16 protein-coding genes and 1 pseudogene are annotated in these 13,382 nt (G+C 72.4%); 10 read left to right on the top strand and 7 right to left on the bottom strand.

Going from position 1 to position 13,382, the window contains the following annotated elements:
- Positions 1-140: 140 nt before the first annotated feature.
- From ACFY0D_RS06085 to ACFY0D_RS06075, 3 genes are all read right to left on the bottom strand, one after another.
- Positions 141-314 (bottom strand): CsbD family protein, encoded by a 174-nt coding sequence (locus tag ACFY0D_RS06085; RefSeq protein ID WP_390797201.1) that lies wholly within the window; start codon positions 312-314, stop codon positions 141-143.
- Between the two features lie 122 nt (positions 315-436).
- On the bottom strand, positions 437-592 hold the full coding sequence (locus tag ACFY0D_RS06080; protein ID WP_301374057.1) for a DUF6131 family protein: 156 nt from the start codon (positions 590-592) through the stop codon (positions 437-439).
- 150 nt (positions 593-742) lie between these two features.
- Positions 743-1,144, bottom strand: coding sequence for a PRC-barrel domain-containing protein (locus ACFY0D_RS06075; protein ID WP_390797200.1), 402 nt, complete (start codon positions 1,142-1,144; stop codon positions 743-745).
- A gap of 274 nt (positions 1,145-1,418) precedes the next feature.
- Between ACFY0D_RS06075 and ACFY0D_RS06070 the strand changes: the two genes are divergently transcribed.
- The 6 genes from ACFY0D_RS06070 to ACFY0D_RS06045 all read left to right on the top strand — a co-directional run bounded on the left by ACFY0D_RS06070 (position 1,419) and on the right by ACFY0D_RS06045 (position 5,460).
- Complete coding sequence (locus ACFY0D_RS06070) at positions 1,419-2,156, top strand: VOC family protein (RefSeq protein WP_390797415.1); 738 nt, start codon at positions 1,419-1,421, stop codon at positions 2,154-2,156.
- A gap of 221 nt (positions 2,157-2,377) precedes the next feature.
- Positions 2,378-3,145 carry a ribonuclease BN gene (locus tag ACFY0D_RS06065; protein WP_390797199.1) on the top strand — a complete coding sequence of 256 codons (768 nt, stop codon included), beginning with the start codon at positions 2,378-2,380 and terminating at the stop codon, positions 3,143-3,145.
- A gap of 355 nt (positions 3,146-3,500) precedes the next feature.
- On the top strand, positions 3,501-3,986 hold the full coding sequence (locus ACFY0D_RS06060; RefSeq protein ID WP_390797198.1) for a DUF2975 domain-containing protein: 486 nt from the start codon (positions 3,501-3,503) through the stop codon (positions 3,984-3,986).
- Complete coding sequence (locus ACFY0D_RS06055; RefSeq protein ID WP_390797197.1) at positions 3,986-4,207, top strand: helix-turn-helix domain-containing protein; 222 nt, start codon at positions 3,986-3,988, stop codon at positions 4,205-4,207. The genes ACFY0D_RS06060 and ACFY0D_RS06055 overlap by 1 nt, the downstream gene beginning before the upstream one ends.
- A 315-nt stretch (positions 4,208-4,522) precedes the next feature.
- On the top strand, positions 4,523-5,041 hold the full coding sequence (locus ACFY0D_RS06050) for a hypothetical protein (RefSeq protein ID WP_390797196.1): 519 nt from the start codon (positions 4,523-4,525) through the stop codon (positions 5,039-5,041).
- A 149-nt stretch (positions 5,042-5,190) separates the two neighbouring features.
- Positions 5,191-5,460 (top strand): DUF1905 domain-containing protein, encoded by a 270-nt coding sequence (locus ACFY0D_RS06045; protein ID WP_390797195.1) that lies wholly within the window; start codon positions 5,191-5,193, stop codon positions 5,458-5,460.
- 100 nt (positions 5,461-5,560) lie between these two features.
- On the opposite strand, the pseudogene ACFY0D_RS06040 reads toward ACFY0D_RS06045, so the two are convergent.
- Positions 5,561-6,028 (bottom strand): annotated as a pseudogene (locus ACFY0D_RS06040) (DoxX family protein); the annotation flags it as partial.
- A 110-nt stretch (positions 6,029-6,138) separates the two neighbouring features.
- Between ACFY0D_RS06040 and ACFY0D_RS06035 the strand changes: the two are divergent.
- Together ACFY0D_RS06035 and ACFY0D_RS06030 are read left to right on the top strand one after the other, a co-directional pair.
- Complete coding sequence (locus tag ACFY0D_RS06035) at positions 6,139-6,831, top strand: hypothetical protein (RefSeq protein ID WP_390797194.1); 693 nt, start codon at positions 6,139-6,141, stop codon at positions 6,829-6,831.
- Positions 6,831-6,959, top strand: a complete 129-nt coding sequence (locus tag ACFY0D_RS06030; protein WP_390797193.1) for a hypothetical protein — start codon at positions 6,831-6,833, stop codon at positions 6,957-6,959. The genes ACFY0D_RS06035 and ACFY0D_RS06030 overlap by 1 nt, the downstream gene beginning before the upstream one ends.
- 9 nt (positions 6,960-6,968) lie before the next feature.
- On the opposite strand, the gene ACFY0D_RS06025 is transcribed toward ACFY0D_RS06030, so the two are convergent.
- On the bottom strand, positions 6,969-7,367 hold the full coding sequence (locus tag ACFY0D_RS06025; protein WP_390797192.1) for a contact-dependent growth inhibition system immunity protein: 399 nt from the start codon (positions 7,365-7,367) through the stop codon (positions 6,969-6,971).
- 141 nt (positions 7,368-7,508) lie between these two features.
- Positions 7,509-8,039, bottom strand: a complete 531-nt coding sequence (locus ACFY0D_RS06020) for a hypothetical protein (protein ID WP_389117623.1) — start codon at positions 8,037-8,039, stop codon at positions 7,509-7,511.
- A gap of 208 nt (positions 8,040-8,247) precedes the next feature.
- Here ACFY0D_RS06020 and ACFY0D_RS06015 point away from each other — a divergent pair, with 208 nt between their 5' ends.
- Entirely contained in the window at positions 8,248-8,796 is a 549-nt protein-coding gene (locus ACFY0D_RS06015; protein ID WP_390797191.1) for a DUF4262 domain-containing protein, read from the top strand.
- A 50-nt stretch (positions 8,797-8,846) separates the two neighbouring features.
- Here the strand turns inward: ACFY0D_RS06015 and ACFY0D_RS06010 are convergent, their stop codons facing one another.
- Positions 8,847-12,143: a BTAD domain-containing putative transcriptional regulator gene (locus tag ACFY0D_RS06010; RefSeq protein ID WP_390797190.1), complete on the bottom strand. Its 3,297-nt coding sequence runs from the start codon at positions 12,141-12,143 to the stop codon at positions 8,847-8,849.
- A 185-nt stretch (positions 12,144-12,328) separates the two neighbouring features.
- Here ACFY0D_RS06010 and ACFY0D_RS06005 point away from each other — a divergent pair, with 185 nt between their 5' ends.
- Positions 12,329-13,342, top strand: a complete 1,014-nt coding sequence (locus ACFY0D_RS06005; RefSeq protein ID WP_390797189.1) for an NADP-dependent oxidoreductase — start codon at positions 12,329-12,331, stop codon at positions 13,340-13,342.
- The last annotated feature ends 40 nt before the right edge of the window (positions 13,343-13,382 follow it).

Raw genomic sequence — 13,382 nt, 5'->3', positions numbered from 1 at the left:
ACCCGCGGAAACCTTGCCGTCTCACGTTCACACGTATCGCGGTTCCATGCATCCGCCGTCACGGACGGTACGGCCCTGCACATGCCGAGGTCCCGCACCCGAACACGGGCGCGGGACCTCGGCGGAGATACTGGTGCGCGTCAGCGCTTGAAGACGTCCTTCATCTTCTCCTTGGCCTGACGCGCGTCGCCCTTGGCCTTTTCGGCCCGGCCCTCCGCGGTCATGCGTTCATTGCCGACCGTGCGTCCTGCCGTCTCCTTGAGCTTTCCCTTGGCCTGCTCGGCCTTGGCGCGGCTCTTCTCCTTGTCCGACACAGCTGATCACTCCCTGGGGAATCGGAATGGAAAGGGGGACTACGTACGTCTTGCGTCCGACCGGAATTCCGAGGGCCGAAGTCCGAGCCCCGGCGTCCCTCGTACGGCGTAGGGCCGACCGGTCAGTAGTAGTGGCGCCGGCCGCCGACCGCATGCCCGACCGAGCCCAGGATCCACAGCACCGCACCCACCACGAGCAGGATGATCCCGATGGTCCACAGGATGGAGATCCCGGTGAAGAATCCGACGATCAGTAGAATAAGCCCGACAAGAATCATGATCTCCTCGTTCCCGCTTCGGAATTCGACGGAACACTTGGATCCGCCGGGGCTTCTCAAGAGGCGTCTACCCTCGAAATTCGCCTTCACCGATTCCGTACCCGGTTATTTTCAGCGGTGGTGAATTCCTCCCTGTGGCAGCCGTGGCCCTCATGCGCGGTGGCTGCCGACCGGGCCTTCGCCGGGCAGGCCTCCGTTGCCGGGCAGCCCTCCCGTGCCGTAGTAGCTGCCGAGTTCCGCCCGGTATCCGGGGTCCTGCAGGTGTTTTTCCCGGTGGAACTCGGGGGCGTTCTTGATCCGGTCCTTCGTGGCGTTCACGTAGACCGTCTCCTCCTGCAGGTCTATCCGGGACACGGTGCTCGCCGGGAGGAGGACCTCCTTGCCGAAGATCCACACACCGGTGTCGACGACCAGGTAGGCGTCACCCACGTCGTAGGAGTGCTTGTCGACCTTCCCGATGTGGCCGTCGGCCGCCTCGACCTTGTACCCGGTGAGGTCGGCCCAGGTCAGGTGCCCCGATGCCGGCCGGTAGCTCCACACATGCTCAGTCACGCGAAACAACTCCTCCCGCTAGGGGTGACCCGTCGTGTTCCGTACGTGTTGACGCGGCTGCCCGCCCTGCCGTCGGCCAAACACCGGTGCGGGCCGCGCGAGGCCCGCCGCGAGCCGAAGAGGGACATGACTCCGTTCGAACCGCGCCTCGCGGCCCAGCGCCGCCGCCCGGTCTACGGTGGAAGGGTTCCGTCCCCCGTCAACGCAGATGAGGCTGGCAGCTGTGTCGACTTCGAGCCACGAGATCTTCGGTGCGCCGTGCTGGGTCAGTCTGCTGGCCCGGGATCTCGAATCCACACAGCGGTTCTACGCCGGCGTGCTCGGCTGGGACTTCCGCTCCACCCACCTCGGCGGCGGGATCGTGGTCGCCTTCCGTGACGGGGCTCCCGTGGCGGGCATCGGCGTGCTCGCCGGGAGCGTCGGCGCGCCGGTGCTGTGGACGCCCTACTTCGCCGTCGAGGACGCCGACGTGACCGCCTCACGGATCCTCGAACGCGGCGCCACCATGGCGGTCGGCCCCGTGGCCTTCGGCACCGGCCGCATCGCCCTGGCGGCGGACCCCGCCGGGGCCGTTTTCGGCTTCTGGCAGGGCGAGGTCGTCCCCGACTGGTCGGTCGGCCGCGGAAGTGCACCCGCCTGGCTGGAACTGCGGACCCGGGACGCGTTCGCGGCCGCCATCTTCTACGGGGAGGTCCTCGAATGGGCCGGCTCGCGTCCCGGCTGCTGCGCGGTCTCCTACGAGCACGCCCACGTCGTCCTGCGCCACGGGCGCGACACCGTGGCCCGCATCAGCGGCGGCGCGCTCGAAGCGGCACCGGACCCGGAGGTCCGTCCCCGATGGCACGTCCACTTCCGCGTGCCCGACCTGGAGACGGTGGTCGAGGCCGCGATCCGGCTGGGCGGCAGGATCGCGTCTCCCGTACAGACGTCCAGCGCGAGCCGGTGGGTCGTCCTCGCCGATCCCGAGGGGGCGCTCTTCACCGTGGTGACCCCGCAGGACAAGCTGTCCTGACCCGGTCGGCCCGGGCGGAAGCCGTCCCGATGGATTCCCCGGCACGAGAGTCCTATCGTGGGAGCGACACCTGGAGCGGCCATGCTCGTCACCTCACCTCCGGCCTACCGCTCCCGGGCACGGAACAGCGGTCGCGGCGACTCGTCCGGGCGTGACCCGGTGAAATGACGGGGTCGGGTGGACCTGGCCGGCTGTCGCCCGTCGAACGGATACGCAGCGCGATGCGCCGTGCGCGGGCCGGACGGCACTGGGGGCGCATCCGGGACGTCGACCTGTGGCAGCGCTCGCTGGGGTTCTCGGCGCTGGGGTTCCTGACGCTGGTACCGCTGCTGATCGTCGTATCCGCGGCGGACACCGCCACCGGGCAGGGGTTCGCGCAATGGCTGGGGGACGGACTCGGCGTGTCGCCGGCCGCCAGGGCGGAAATCGAACGGCTCTTCGCCCTGCCCGGCCAGGCATGGCGGACCACGACGGCGTTCGGCCTCGCCGTACTCACCGTGTTCGGCCTGTCCTTCGGAACCATGCTGCAGAGCGGCTACGAAAAGATCTGGGACCTGCCCCCGGCCCGCTGGTGGGCCAGGTGGCGGCATGTGGTCTGGCTCGGCGTTCTCGTCGGCGTCCTGTACCTGTCGGCCATCACACCACCATGGCGTGAGTCTCCGGCCCGCGGGTTCGTCACGGTGGCGATCGGCACCCTGTTCTTCTGGTGGTCCCAGCGGCTGCTGCTCGGCGGCCGGGTGGCCTGGACCGCTCTGCTTCCCGGGGCGGTCGCCACCATGATCGCGCTGCTCGGACTACGGATCTTCTCCCGACTCGTCTTCTCACCGCTGATCGCCTCCAGCGCCGTCACCTACGGCCCCTTCGGAACCGTCCTCGTCATCCAGACCTGGCTCGTCGGCATCGGCGTCGTCGTCTTCGGCGGCGCACTCACCGGTCGCCTCCTCCACGACGAACTGCCGCGCCGGTCCGGCCCTCCTCGGCCCGGGTAGGCGACCGAGCCCAGCGGCGGGCAGGGGATGTCGCCTGAGCTGCGCTGGAACTCCGCTTTCACGACAGCCTGCTGGAGTGCGCTCTGGGGCGCGGCGAATTCGATGCGGGTGATCAGGACGCCGGGGGTGTCCGGTTCGCGGGTCGGCATGGGGGCCTGCGGCAGCAGCGGCCGAGGCTCGCGTGGCCCGCGGCGACGAGCCACGTGCCGTCGGGGCCGAGCACCGTGGCGCGCGACGACATCGCGAAGGCCCGCGAAGCGGTCCTGCCCCGACCGTCCGGCCCCGCCGGCCCAGCCCTTGCTCCATCTATCGAGATTCGATAGATTCCCATCGTAAATCGATGGAAGGATGGGTCATGGGAAAGCTGGCCGTGCACGCGTTGCGCGCCGTGATCGTGGTGGTGCTCGTCGGCACCGTGTTCGTACAGGCATTGATGGTGTGGGCGCTGGCCACCGACCCGGAGGACGGGGCGCTCCCGCTGACGCCGCTGCGCGTGATCACGATCCTGGGCATGGGGTCGGCCCAGGTCGCCCTGGTCTGTGTGTGGCGGCTGGTGACGATGGTGCGACGCGGAACCGTTTTCTCCCACGCCGCCTTCCGGTACGTGGACGGCGTGATCGGCTCGATCGTGGCGGCTGCCCTCATGTGGTTCGGGGTCACGGCCCTCAATGCGCCGGGCCAGCGGGAGGATCCGGGCGTCACCGTCATCATGGGCGGGGTCGGCGTGGCGATCCTGGGGGTCGCGCTCATCGTGCTCGTCATGCGGATGCTGCTCGCCCAGGCCGTCGCGCGCGACATCGAAGCGGCTCGGATGCAGGCCGAGTTGGACGAGGTCATCTGATGCCGATCACCGTCGACATCGACGTCATGCTGGCCCGGCGGAAGATGTCCGTGGGCGAGCTCGCCGACCGCGTGGGGATCACGCCCGCCAACCTGGCGGTACTCAAGAACGGCCGGGCCAAGGCGGTGCGCTTCGCCACGCTCGCCGCGCTCTGCGAGGTGCTCGAGTGCCAGCCGGGCGACCTGTTGCGCTGGGAGGCCGAGGACGCCGCCGTCGGATGACCCGCCCCAGGATTCGCCTGTACGACTGCAACGGGTCTGCGGCGCGGCGTCGGCCGATGGCCGCCAAGAGGCGAAGCGTACGCGCGAGTTCGGGCGGGGGGCTCGGCGTCACCGGTTGGCGCCTGCGCCAACAGCGCTGCCGTTCAGCCCTGTACGGCGAGCGTGAGCAAGCGTCGTACCCAAGTAGGCGCAGCCCCGCGCCCGTATGCCGGAACCCCGCCGTGTCGGCGGCACGAGGGTCGCCCGCCCACTGTTAGGGTGTCATGCGCCCATCAAGTTGGGCCTCTCACATACTGACATTTCAACGGGGTTGACGTGAAGCTTCGCCATGTCCGCGCGGTAGCCGTCTTCGGTATCGCAATCTTCGCACTCACCGGAGCCCGTGGCTCCCACGGCGGCAGCTGCGGTGGCAGCAGCCACAGTTCCGGCTCGGGCTCCAGTGGTTCCAGCAGCTCCAGCGGTGGCACCACCGGTGGCAGCGACAGCACGAGCGGCAGCACCTCTGGTTCCTCGGTCACCGGTGGATCCGGCAACAACAAGGCCGAGCGCGACATCAAGATCGACGAGTGCAAGCTGGACACGTCGGGCAAGAACCTCGTCGCCAAGATCACCGTCACCAACAGTGGCTCGATCGACTACACGTACAACATCACCATGCAGTTCCGTGGGGACGCCACCTCGGCGGCGACCCCCGCCCAGGCCAAGGTCGCCGCCCTCACGGTCAAGGCGGGTGCGTCGAAGCAGGCCGAGGCCACCACGGCGTACACCGGCAAGGGCGACGGCAGCGAGTACAAGAAGTGCACCGTCGACAGCGCCTCGAAGAGCGCCCTCTGAGCCGTTCCGGATCGAGCGGAGCCCCCTCTCCTGGCCCAGCGGAGCGGGGGCTCCGCCGTTTTCGGACGGACGCGGTCCGGCGCCGCCGCTTGCGGCCCGGACCGTCACCGCCCGATCCTGATGGAATCCCCGACCGGAGGCGTTCCGTCATGGAAGAACAGTTCACGGCAACCCTGCGGAAGAGTCCGGGCAAGGGCGGCTGGACCTATCTGATCTGGCCCGAGTCGGCCGCGTTCTTCGGCACGAGGGGCCTGGTGAAGGTGCGCGGAACCATCGACGGCCACCCGTTCCGGAGCTCCTTCATGGCCCTGGGCGACGGCCGCCACAAGCTCCCGGTGGCAGCGGAGATCCGCAAGGCCATCGGTAAGGAGGAGGGCGACGTCGTCACGGTCCGGCTGCTGGAGCGGATCACGGACTGACCCGGGCCCGGCCCCGGGCGCGGGCCCGTCGGGCACCCGCGCGGGATCCGACGGCCGTCAGGTTCGGGCCGGAGTCGGTGCGTACCGGGGCGGTGGCACCGCGCCTCCGGTGGAGCAGCGCGTCGAGGGACAGGACCGGTGCGCCGGCGAGGATCAGGGGGGTCCAGGCCAGCAGGTAGATCAGGTCCGCGCCGAAGTAGTACGGGGTGGTCGACCAGCTCATGGTCAGCCACAGGCTGAGTGAGATCAGCGCACCGCCGAGCGCCGCGATCCGGGTCAGCAGGCCGGCCAGGGCGCCCAGCCCGACGGCCAGCTCGCCGAGGGCGATCGCGACGCCGAAGCCGACCGGGTCGGCCAGGGAGAGGTCGATCAGCGCGGGAATGCCCGCGGCGTCCCGCACCGCTTCCATCTGCTGGCCGATCGAGCCGTCGCCGGTGGCGGACAGGAAGGCCGGATCGGTCAGCTTGTCCAGACCGGCGTAGACGAAGGTGACGCCGAGGAAGAGGCGCAGCGGCAGGAGTGCGTACTCGGAGGCTCTCGCACGGAGGCCGGCGGAAGGCGTGTTCATGACCCTCACACGAGGGCCCCCGCCATCCGGTTCGACCGCCGGGCCCGCTCTTCACGGCCACTGCACACCGCCGGGCTCGTCCGGATCACGACAGATGCCGAATGAAGCGGATGACGCAGCGCCATTGGCACCATGTTGAGCTGAACGTCGCGGACAACCGCCCCCTGCACGAGCAGGTGGCCGGGGCCGTCAGGCGTGCGATCGGGGCGGTGCCGGTGTCGTGCGGGGTGCTGCCGGCCGGGGAGCAGGTCTCGATCGTGCGGGCGAATCTCCACCACGCGGACGGGCGGGACGCGGACTCGGTCACCGTCGGGGCCGTGGTCACGGTCGTTACGGCGGGCGCGGCCGGGCTGGTGGGGGTGCCGGTGAGCCGCCGGCCCGCGTCCCCGCTCTCGTGGGGGCAGGGCCCCCGGATGGACATTCCTGCAGGTGAACGCCGCGTCTGGCTCGCGTCCACGGAGAACCCGTGGCTGTACCTGCTCTCGGCCGTCACCGGGGTGGGCGCTCTGGCCGCGCTGCTCATCGGGCTCGGCAACCTGGCGGAGCCGATGTGGCTGGTGACGGTGCCGTTCCTGTTCGCCTCGGTCTCGGTGCCGGCCTGTTCCTCGGTCCGGGTCCGGGTCACGTCGCGCGGTAGAGACGTGGTGTTCGGGCCCCTCGGGTGGCCGGTGCGGCGCCGGGACGCGGGCGGACATCGAGTGGGCACGGGCCGAGAACCGGACACCGGGACACCGGGACACCGGGACACCGGCGCAGGTCGGCGGCTGGGGCTACCGGCGTCGGCGGGCTGGGCACGACGGTGATGCCGTGGAGCGGCGCCCCGCCGGTGATCCGGGCCAAGGGCAAGGACTTCGCGGTCAGCGTGGACGACGCCGAGCGGGGCGCGGCGCTGCTGAACTGCCTGGCCGGGGCGCGCGCCGAGCGCCCTTGAAGCGGGCCCTCAACTCCACCGCCCCACCGGCCCGTAGGCCCTGAGCTCGGCCCGCTCCTCTTCGGACAGACCCGCGACGACGGCCGCCAGCTCCTCCCGCAGGTCCGGGAAGAGCGCCCAGGCCGATTCGGGCCGGCCCAGGACGGCGAGCAGCAGGTCCCCCGGGTAGAAGTACGCGTCCAGCATGGGGTCTTCGCGAAGCAGGCGCACCGCGAGGGGCAACAGATAGGGGAGGCCTACGGCTTGGCCGATCAGTGTGCGCAGGTCGGCCGGGGTCAGGGCGCCGAGGCGCTTGTGGCGCAGGGCGTGGACCTTCGTGACCAGGCCGGTGGTGGGCGAGGGCGGCGGAGGCCACGGCGGTCCGTCGAGCTCGTCGAGGGTGCGGTCCAGGTGGAGGAGACGGGTCATGCGCCCATCCTCGTGGCTCGGGCGGACGGGGCACGGTACCGGGTGGACCGAACCCGTCCGCCCGGCCACGACGGCCGGGTCCGCGGCCCGGACCGGACCGGACCGATGCGGGCCCTGACCGGTCCGGAGCCGGTTTCCGGTTCAGTGGAACAGCATGGACGCGTCCCCGGCCGGGGTGGTGACCGATCCCGGGCACAGGAAGCTGCCCGAGGTCTTGGCGGCGGTGAAGGCCCGGTTGATGTACTTCCGGCTCGTCGCGTCGCGGTCCCACACGATGCCGGTCGCCTTGTAGCGGCAGGAGATGAAGCTCTGCCTGCCGGTGATGTCGATCAGATCGGTCCGCGCCGTGCCCGCGGCGTCGTCGAAGGTGAAGGCGGGGTTGTTGTTGAGCGTGGCGGCGATGCCGCCGCCGCAGGCCAGATTGCCGCCCGGCGTGTTGATCGTCGTGCGGTCGACGGTGAGGGCGTTCGGGGGAACGGCGCTGGTGCTCGCGTTGGTCCAGCTACAGCTGTTGCCGGCGACCACCATCACGCCGTCGACCTTCTGGTCGACGGCCGAGGCGCCGGTGCTCTGCGCGAGGGCGGTGCCGGTGCCGGTGAATGCCGCCGCGACGACCAGCGTCGCGATACCGGCGAGGCGTGAGATACGGGTGCCGTGCGTGATGTGCCTCATGGTTCGCTCCTCCATGCCACGTACTGGTGGGGGTGGGCGAGGCGTGGGGCCTCACAGAGTGTGCGGAGTGCGTGCCGGGAGAGTCCCACAGCGACCTTGAACTGTCAGGAGCATGTCAGCACCATGCCGAGAAATGGCCGAAAATGCCGACCCGGCGACGCGGCGACCCCGCGAGCCGAACGCCTCTCAGGCCCCGTAGCCTCACCCCATGCTCCGTGATCGCTTCTCCTGCCGCTGCGTCCTGTGCCACGACTACGGCGACCGCGCCGAGGCGGACCAGCTGGAGGAGAGCATCATCGGCAACGTGCGACGGCACGGGTGGCACGTGGCCATGGTCCCCGAGGACGAGATCGGACCCGGGTTCGCCTACACCATCGGTCTCGCCCACACGCACGGCGCCCCTGAACTGTGCATGTTCGGACGTGATGTCCACGAGATGCACCGCATGCTCAACGTGCTCGGCGACCTGGCCGCCGCCGGCGCCGCGTTGGAGGACGGTCAGGAGCACAGCGGGGTGCTGGACGGCGGGCCGGTGCGGCTCAGGAGCGTCGACATGCGCTGGTGCCGGACCTTCTTCGGCCGGGCCATCGGAATCTACCGGCGGCCCCCGCTCCCCTTCCTGCAGGTCGCCTGGCCCGACGCGGGCGGGCGCTTCCACTGGGAGGAGCAGGCCGGCGAGGACCACCAGGAGTCACAGCCCCGCCTGTGGCTGCCGCCCGACGGCCACCCCGTGGGGGTCTGGACCGTCGAACTCTGAACTCTGCACTCTGATCGCATGCGCACACCGGGCGTAGGGCTTCGACGCGCTCACGGCCCGGTGCGCTCGATCGGGGCGGCGGCCTGCGCCTGCGGCGACAGGGCGCGGCCGTGTGCGAACGCGGTGGCGAAGGCGTCGTCGCCCAGTCGCGCCCGGAGGCGGGCCGTCGCCCGGTCCACGTCGTGCCGTTCCGCCGGCGGCAGCGGGGTCCCGAGCGACTCCCGCAGTGCGGCGGCCGTACCGAGGAGCGCCGCCGCCGCGGCGGCCCGCTCCCCCGAGCCGGCGGCCACGGACCCGGCGCCCGCCAGCCCCTCGAAGGCCAGGGCCAGGGCGCGCGGGTCACCCGACCGGCGGGCCGCCGCGAGGCCGTCCCGGTGCAAGGTCTCCGCGAGCGCGGCGTCACCGCGCAATTCGGCCACGTACCCCAGCTGCGCCAGGATCAGCGCGACGCCGATGTCCACCCCGAGCCTGCGGTTCCAGTCGAGCCACGGCCGCAGCCGGGCTTCTGCGGCGTCCAGGTCGCCGACCCGGCGGGCCCCCAGCGCCAGGCCGATCTCGGCGAACTGCTGGGCCGGCCGGTGCGACTGCTCGTCGGCCAGCCGCCGGGCCTGCTCGTGGAGGTCCGCGGCCCGTGCGGTGTCTCCCGTCAGCAGGGCGATGCGGCCCTGCCGCGCCAGCCGGAAGGAGACCTGGGTGAAGAGCTCCAGTTCTCGCGCGCTCCGTACGCCGTCCTCGTGCAGCCGGGCGGCCTGCGCGTAGTCGCCGCCGATCTCGGCGAGGATGCCCAGTTGTTCCGAGGCCTGCAGCCGGCCCCACTGGTCGCCGAGTTCCGCGAACAGCCGCGCCCCGGCCTCGGCGTTGCGGCGCAGCTCCGCGAGATCGCCTCGGTACAGGGCCCGGGTGGCGAGGCCGCTCAGCGCGGCCGCCTCGCCCCAGCGGTCGCCGAGGCCCCGGAACACCGCGGGCAGCCCTTCGAGGACATCGTCGTGCGCGGCTCCGGCGGCGGCGCAGTCATCGGCCTCGGCATCGAGCCCGCGGGCGAAGCCGAGGCGGGCGAACTCCAGCAGCCACCTTCCCCGCGGATCGGCGCCGCCGAAGTCGCCGCCGAGCAGGCTGTCGTCCCCGGCGAACACGGCGAAGGCGGCCAGCCGGACCCGCGCACCGGCGACGTCCGGCCCGGCCTGCCCGGCCGCGGCGGAGGCGCACGCCAGCGCGGACTCCAGCGCCGTACGCGCCTCGCCGATCCGGCCGCGCAGGCACCAGTACCAGGCCGACGCGTTGACCAGCCGCAGTGCGGCACCGGCCGCTCCCGCCGCGACCGCCCGGTCCAGCGCCGCTCGCAGGTTGAGTCCTTCGGAGTCGAGACGGCGCAGCCATACGCGCTGTTCGGAGCCGTGCAGGCGGGCCGCGGCCTGCTCGGCGAAGCCGGCGAAGTGCTCCGCGTGCCGCAGCCGTGCGGCCGCGGCCTCGCCCGCCTCTTCGAGCCGTTCCAGGCCGTACGCGGTCACCGATTCCAGCATCCGGTAGCGCGGTGCCCCCGCTTCGCCGTCACCGTCGCCGTCACCGTAGGGTGCGACGACCAGCGAGCAGTCCACCAGTCGCGTGACCAGGTCCAGGACGTCCTCGGCGGCCGCGTCCCCCGCCGCGCACACGGCCTCCGCCGACTCCAGGGTGAACCCGCCCGGGCAGACGGCCAGCCGGCGCAGCGCCGCCTGCTCTGCCGGGGCCAGCAGCTCCCAGCTCCAGTCGATCATCGCCCGCAGGGTCCGCTGCCGCGCGGGCGCGTCCCGTCGTACCTGGTTGAGCAGCCGGAACCGGTCGTGCAGCCGCTCGGCGAGTGCGTGCACACCGAGCGCCCTGACCCGGGTGGCGGCAAGTTCCAGGGCGAGCGGGAGTCCGTCGAGGCGGCGGCACACCAGGGCCACGGCCTCGGCGTTGTGCGGGCCCAAGGCGAAGCCGGGTGTGCCGGCGGCGGCGCGGGCGGCGAAGAGCTCCATGGCCTCGGCCCCGTCGAGCGGGGCGACGGCTTCGAGTACCTCGCCGGAGAGGGCGAGCGGCTCCTGGCTGGTGGCGAGGACACGCAGCCCCGGGGCCTGCCGCAGGAGCTGCTCGGTCAGAGCGGCCACGGATTCGACGACGTGCTCGCAGTTGTCGAGTACGAGGAGCAGCCGGCGCGTTCCGAGCGCCGCGGCCAGCCGGTCCCGGGCGGCGGCCTCGCCTCCCGATCCGGGGCCCGCGCCGCCGTCGGCGTCCTCCCGCACCCCGAGGGCGGCCGCGATCACCGCGGCCACGCCGCCCCGCGCGCCCGCGAGTTCGACGAAGCGGACGCCGTCGGGGCACGGGCCCGGCCCGGCGTCGGCGAGGCGGGCCGCGGCGGCGAGCGCGAGACGGGTCTTGCCGACGCCGCCGGGCCCGGTGAGCGTCACCAGGCGGCCGGCCTCGACCGCCGCGCACACCCGGGCGACGGCTTCCTCGCGCCCGACGAGCGAACTGACCGGGGTGGGGAGGTTCGTCCCGGGCCGCAGCGGCCACGCCTCCACGACGGCGGGCACTGGCTCCGGCTCCGGCTCCCGCTTCGGCTCCGGCGCGTGCCCGGCCGTCAGCTCCGGGTCCTGCCGCAGGATCGCCTCGTACAGCGCGCCGAGTTCGGGGTCCGGGTCGATGCCCAGCTCCTGCGCGAACCGTGCCGTCAGCTCCCGGTAGGCCGCGAGCGCCTCGTTCTGCCGCCCCGCCCCGTACAGCGCCCGCATCTGGGCTGCCCGCAGCCGCTGCCGTAGCGGATGCTCCACGACCAGGGTGCCCAATTCATCGGCCAGTACGACGTGTTCGCCCAGCTCCAGCCGCGCCTCCGCGAGATCCTCCTGCGCGGTGATCCGCCGCTCCTCCAGCCGGACGGCCTCGGCCCCTGCGAAGGCGGCGTCCGGGAAGTCGGCGTAGGCGGGCCCCCGCCACAGCCCGAGTGCCTCTGACAGCAGTGCGGCCCGCGTCCGCGCCCCGGCCTCCTTGCGGGCGAGCGCGGTCAGCTCGGCGAACCGGCCCGCGTCCACCGCTTCACCGGGCACCCGAAGCGCGTATCCCGCCGGACCGAACCCGACCAGGGCCCGGCCGCCCTCCTCGGCCTGCGCCAGGATGCGCCGCAGCTGGGAGACCTTGGTCTGCAGGGTGTTCCCGGGGTTGCCCGGCAGGTCCTCGCCCCACAGCTCGTCGACCAGCCGGTCCACGGGCACGGGCCGCCCGTACCGCACGAGCAGCGCGCCCAGCAGCGCCCGGACCTTCGCCTCGGGCACGGGGACGGGGGTCCCCTCGTCGGTTCGCACGGTCAGTGGTCCCAGCACCTCGAAACGCATGCCGCAACGTTACTTCTTCCTCGTCAACAGGCCGTGGGCGGACCGCCGGTGGCTCCGCACGCCGCGCGTACGCGGCGCCGTACGCGGCCCGTGCGCGGCCCGTGCGTCGTCCGTGCGCGGCCCCTTGCACGGTGTTCCTGTGACCGCGACCGAGCGGTCCCCATCCGCACCGGAAGGAACACGCCATGACCGTCTCCCGTGAGATCCGCCTCGCCTCCCGCCCCACCGGTACCCCGAAGCCCGCGAACTTCCAGCTCGTCGCCGCCCGGCTCCCGGAGCCCGGCGAGGGGCAGATCCTGGTGCGCAACACCTGGATGTCGGTGGACCCGTACATGCGGGGCCGGATGGACGACGCCCCCTCCTACATCCCGCCGTTCGCCCTCGGCGCCGCCCTCGAAGGCAGCGCGGTCGGCGAGGTGGTCGCCTCCCGCTCCGCCTCCGTCCCGGTCGGGGCGACCGTCTCGCACTTCCTCGGCTGGCGGGAGTACGCGGTCCTGGACGCCGGCGCCGCCACCGTCGTCGACACCTCGATCGCCTCGCCGACCGCCTACCTCGGCGCGCTGGGCACCACGGGCCTGACCGCGTACGCGGCGCTGACCCGGACCGCGCCGGTCAAGGAGGGCGATGTCGTCCTCGTCTCCGCCGCGGCCGGGGCGGTGGGCAGCATCGCCGGTCAGCTGGCACGGCAGTTGGGCGCGTCGCGGGTCGTCGGCTCGGCCGGCGGTCCCCACAAGACCCGGAAGCTGCTGGACGTGTTCGGCTACGACGCGGCCGTGGACCACCGTCAGGGCGATCTCCCCGGCCAGCTCGCCGAGGCCGCCCCCGAGGGCATCGACGTCTACCTGGACGCCGTCGGCGGCGACCACCTCCAAGCGGCCATCGGCGCGATCCGTCCCGGTGGGCGGATCGCCATGGTCGGTGCGATCAGCGGCTACAACGCCACGCGGCCGGCGCCGGGTCCGGACAACCTCTTCCGGGCCGCAGCCCACGAGGTGACCCTGCGGGGGATGCTGGTCTCCAGCCACTTCGACCTGTTCCCCGAGTGGATCGGCAAGGCGGCCGGCTGGCTGGCCGACGGGACCCTGCGTACGGAGGAGACCGTCGCCGACGGCATCGAGCGGGCGGCCGACGCCTTCCTCGGCGTGCTGAGCGGCGCCAACACCGGCAAGATGCTGGTCCGTCTGGGCGCGGACCGATGAGCGCCTCCGCCCCGGAGGCCGTTCGGAGGCGGTTCGGAGG

This window comes from Streptomyces sp. NPDC001502 (genome assembly GCF_042894785.1).
In the GTDB taxonomy this organism is placed as follows: Bacteria; Actinomycetota; Actinomycetes; order Streptomycetales; family Streptomycetaceae; genus Streptomyces; species Streptomyces kutzneri.
The sequence above is the reverse complement of the archived record's forward strand: the minus strand, read 5'-3'. Positions and strand labels throughout refer to the sequence as shown.

What these genes read in the sequence shown, in the direction of transcription:
- ACFY0D_RS06080 (WP_301374057.1), bottom strand. Translation starts at nt 592, where the DNA reads ATGATTCTTGTCGGGCTTATTCTACTGATCGTCGGATTCTTCACCGGG.
- ACFY0D_RS06065 (WP_390797199.1), top strand. Translation starts at nt 2,378, where the DNA reads ATGCGCCGTGCGCGGGCCGGACGGCACTGGGGGCGCATCCGGGACGTC.
- ACFY0D_RS06060 (WP_390797198.1), top strand. Translation starts at nt 3,501, where the DNA reads ATGGGAAAGCTGGCCGTGCACGCGTTGCGCGCCGTGATCGTGGTGGTG.
- ACFY0D_RS06055 (WP_390797197.1), top strand. Translation starts at nt 3,986, where the DNA reads ATGCCGATCACCGTCGACATCGACGTCATGCTGGCCCGGCGGAAGATG.
- ACFY0D_RS06045 (WP_390797195.1), top strand. Translation starts at nt 5,191, where the DNA reads ATGGAAGAACAGTTCACGGCAACCCTGCGGAAGAGTCCGGGCAAGGGC.
- ACFY0D_RS06035 (WP_390797194.1), top strand. Translation starts at nt 6,139, where the DNA reads ATGACGCAGCGCCATTGGCACCATGTTGAGCTGAACGTCGCGGACAAC.
- ACFY0D_RS06030 (WP_390797193.1), top strand. Translation starts at nt 6,831, where the DNA reads ATGCCGTGGAGCGGCGCCCCGCCGGTGATCCGGGCCAAGGGCAAGGAC.
- ACFY0D_RS06025 (WP_390797192.1), bottom strand. Translation starts at nt 7,367, where the DNA reads ATGACCCGTCTCCTCCACCTGGACCGCACCCTCGACGAGCTCGACGGA.
- ACFY0D_RS06020 (WP_389117623.1), bottom strand. Translation starts at nt 8,039, where the DNA reads ATGAGGCACATCACGCACGGCACCCGTATCTCACGCCTCGCCGGTATC.
- ACFY0D_RS06015 (WP_390797191.1), top strand. Translation starts at nt 8,248, where the DNA reads ATGCTCCGTGATCGCTTCTCCTGCCGCTGCGTCCTGTGCCACGACTAC.
- ACFY0D_RS06010 (WP_390797190.1), bottom strand. Translation starts at nt 12,143, where the DNA reads ATGCGTTTCGAGGTGCTGGGACCACTGACCGTGCGAACCGACGAGGGG.
- ACFY0D_RS06005 (WP_390797189.1), top strand. Translation starts at nt 12,329, where the DNA reads ATGACCGTCTCCCGTGAGATCCGCCTCGCCTCCCGCCCCACCGGTACC.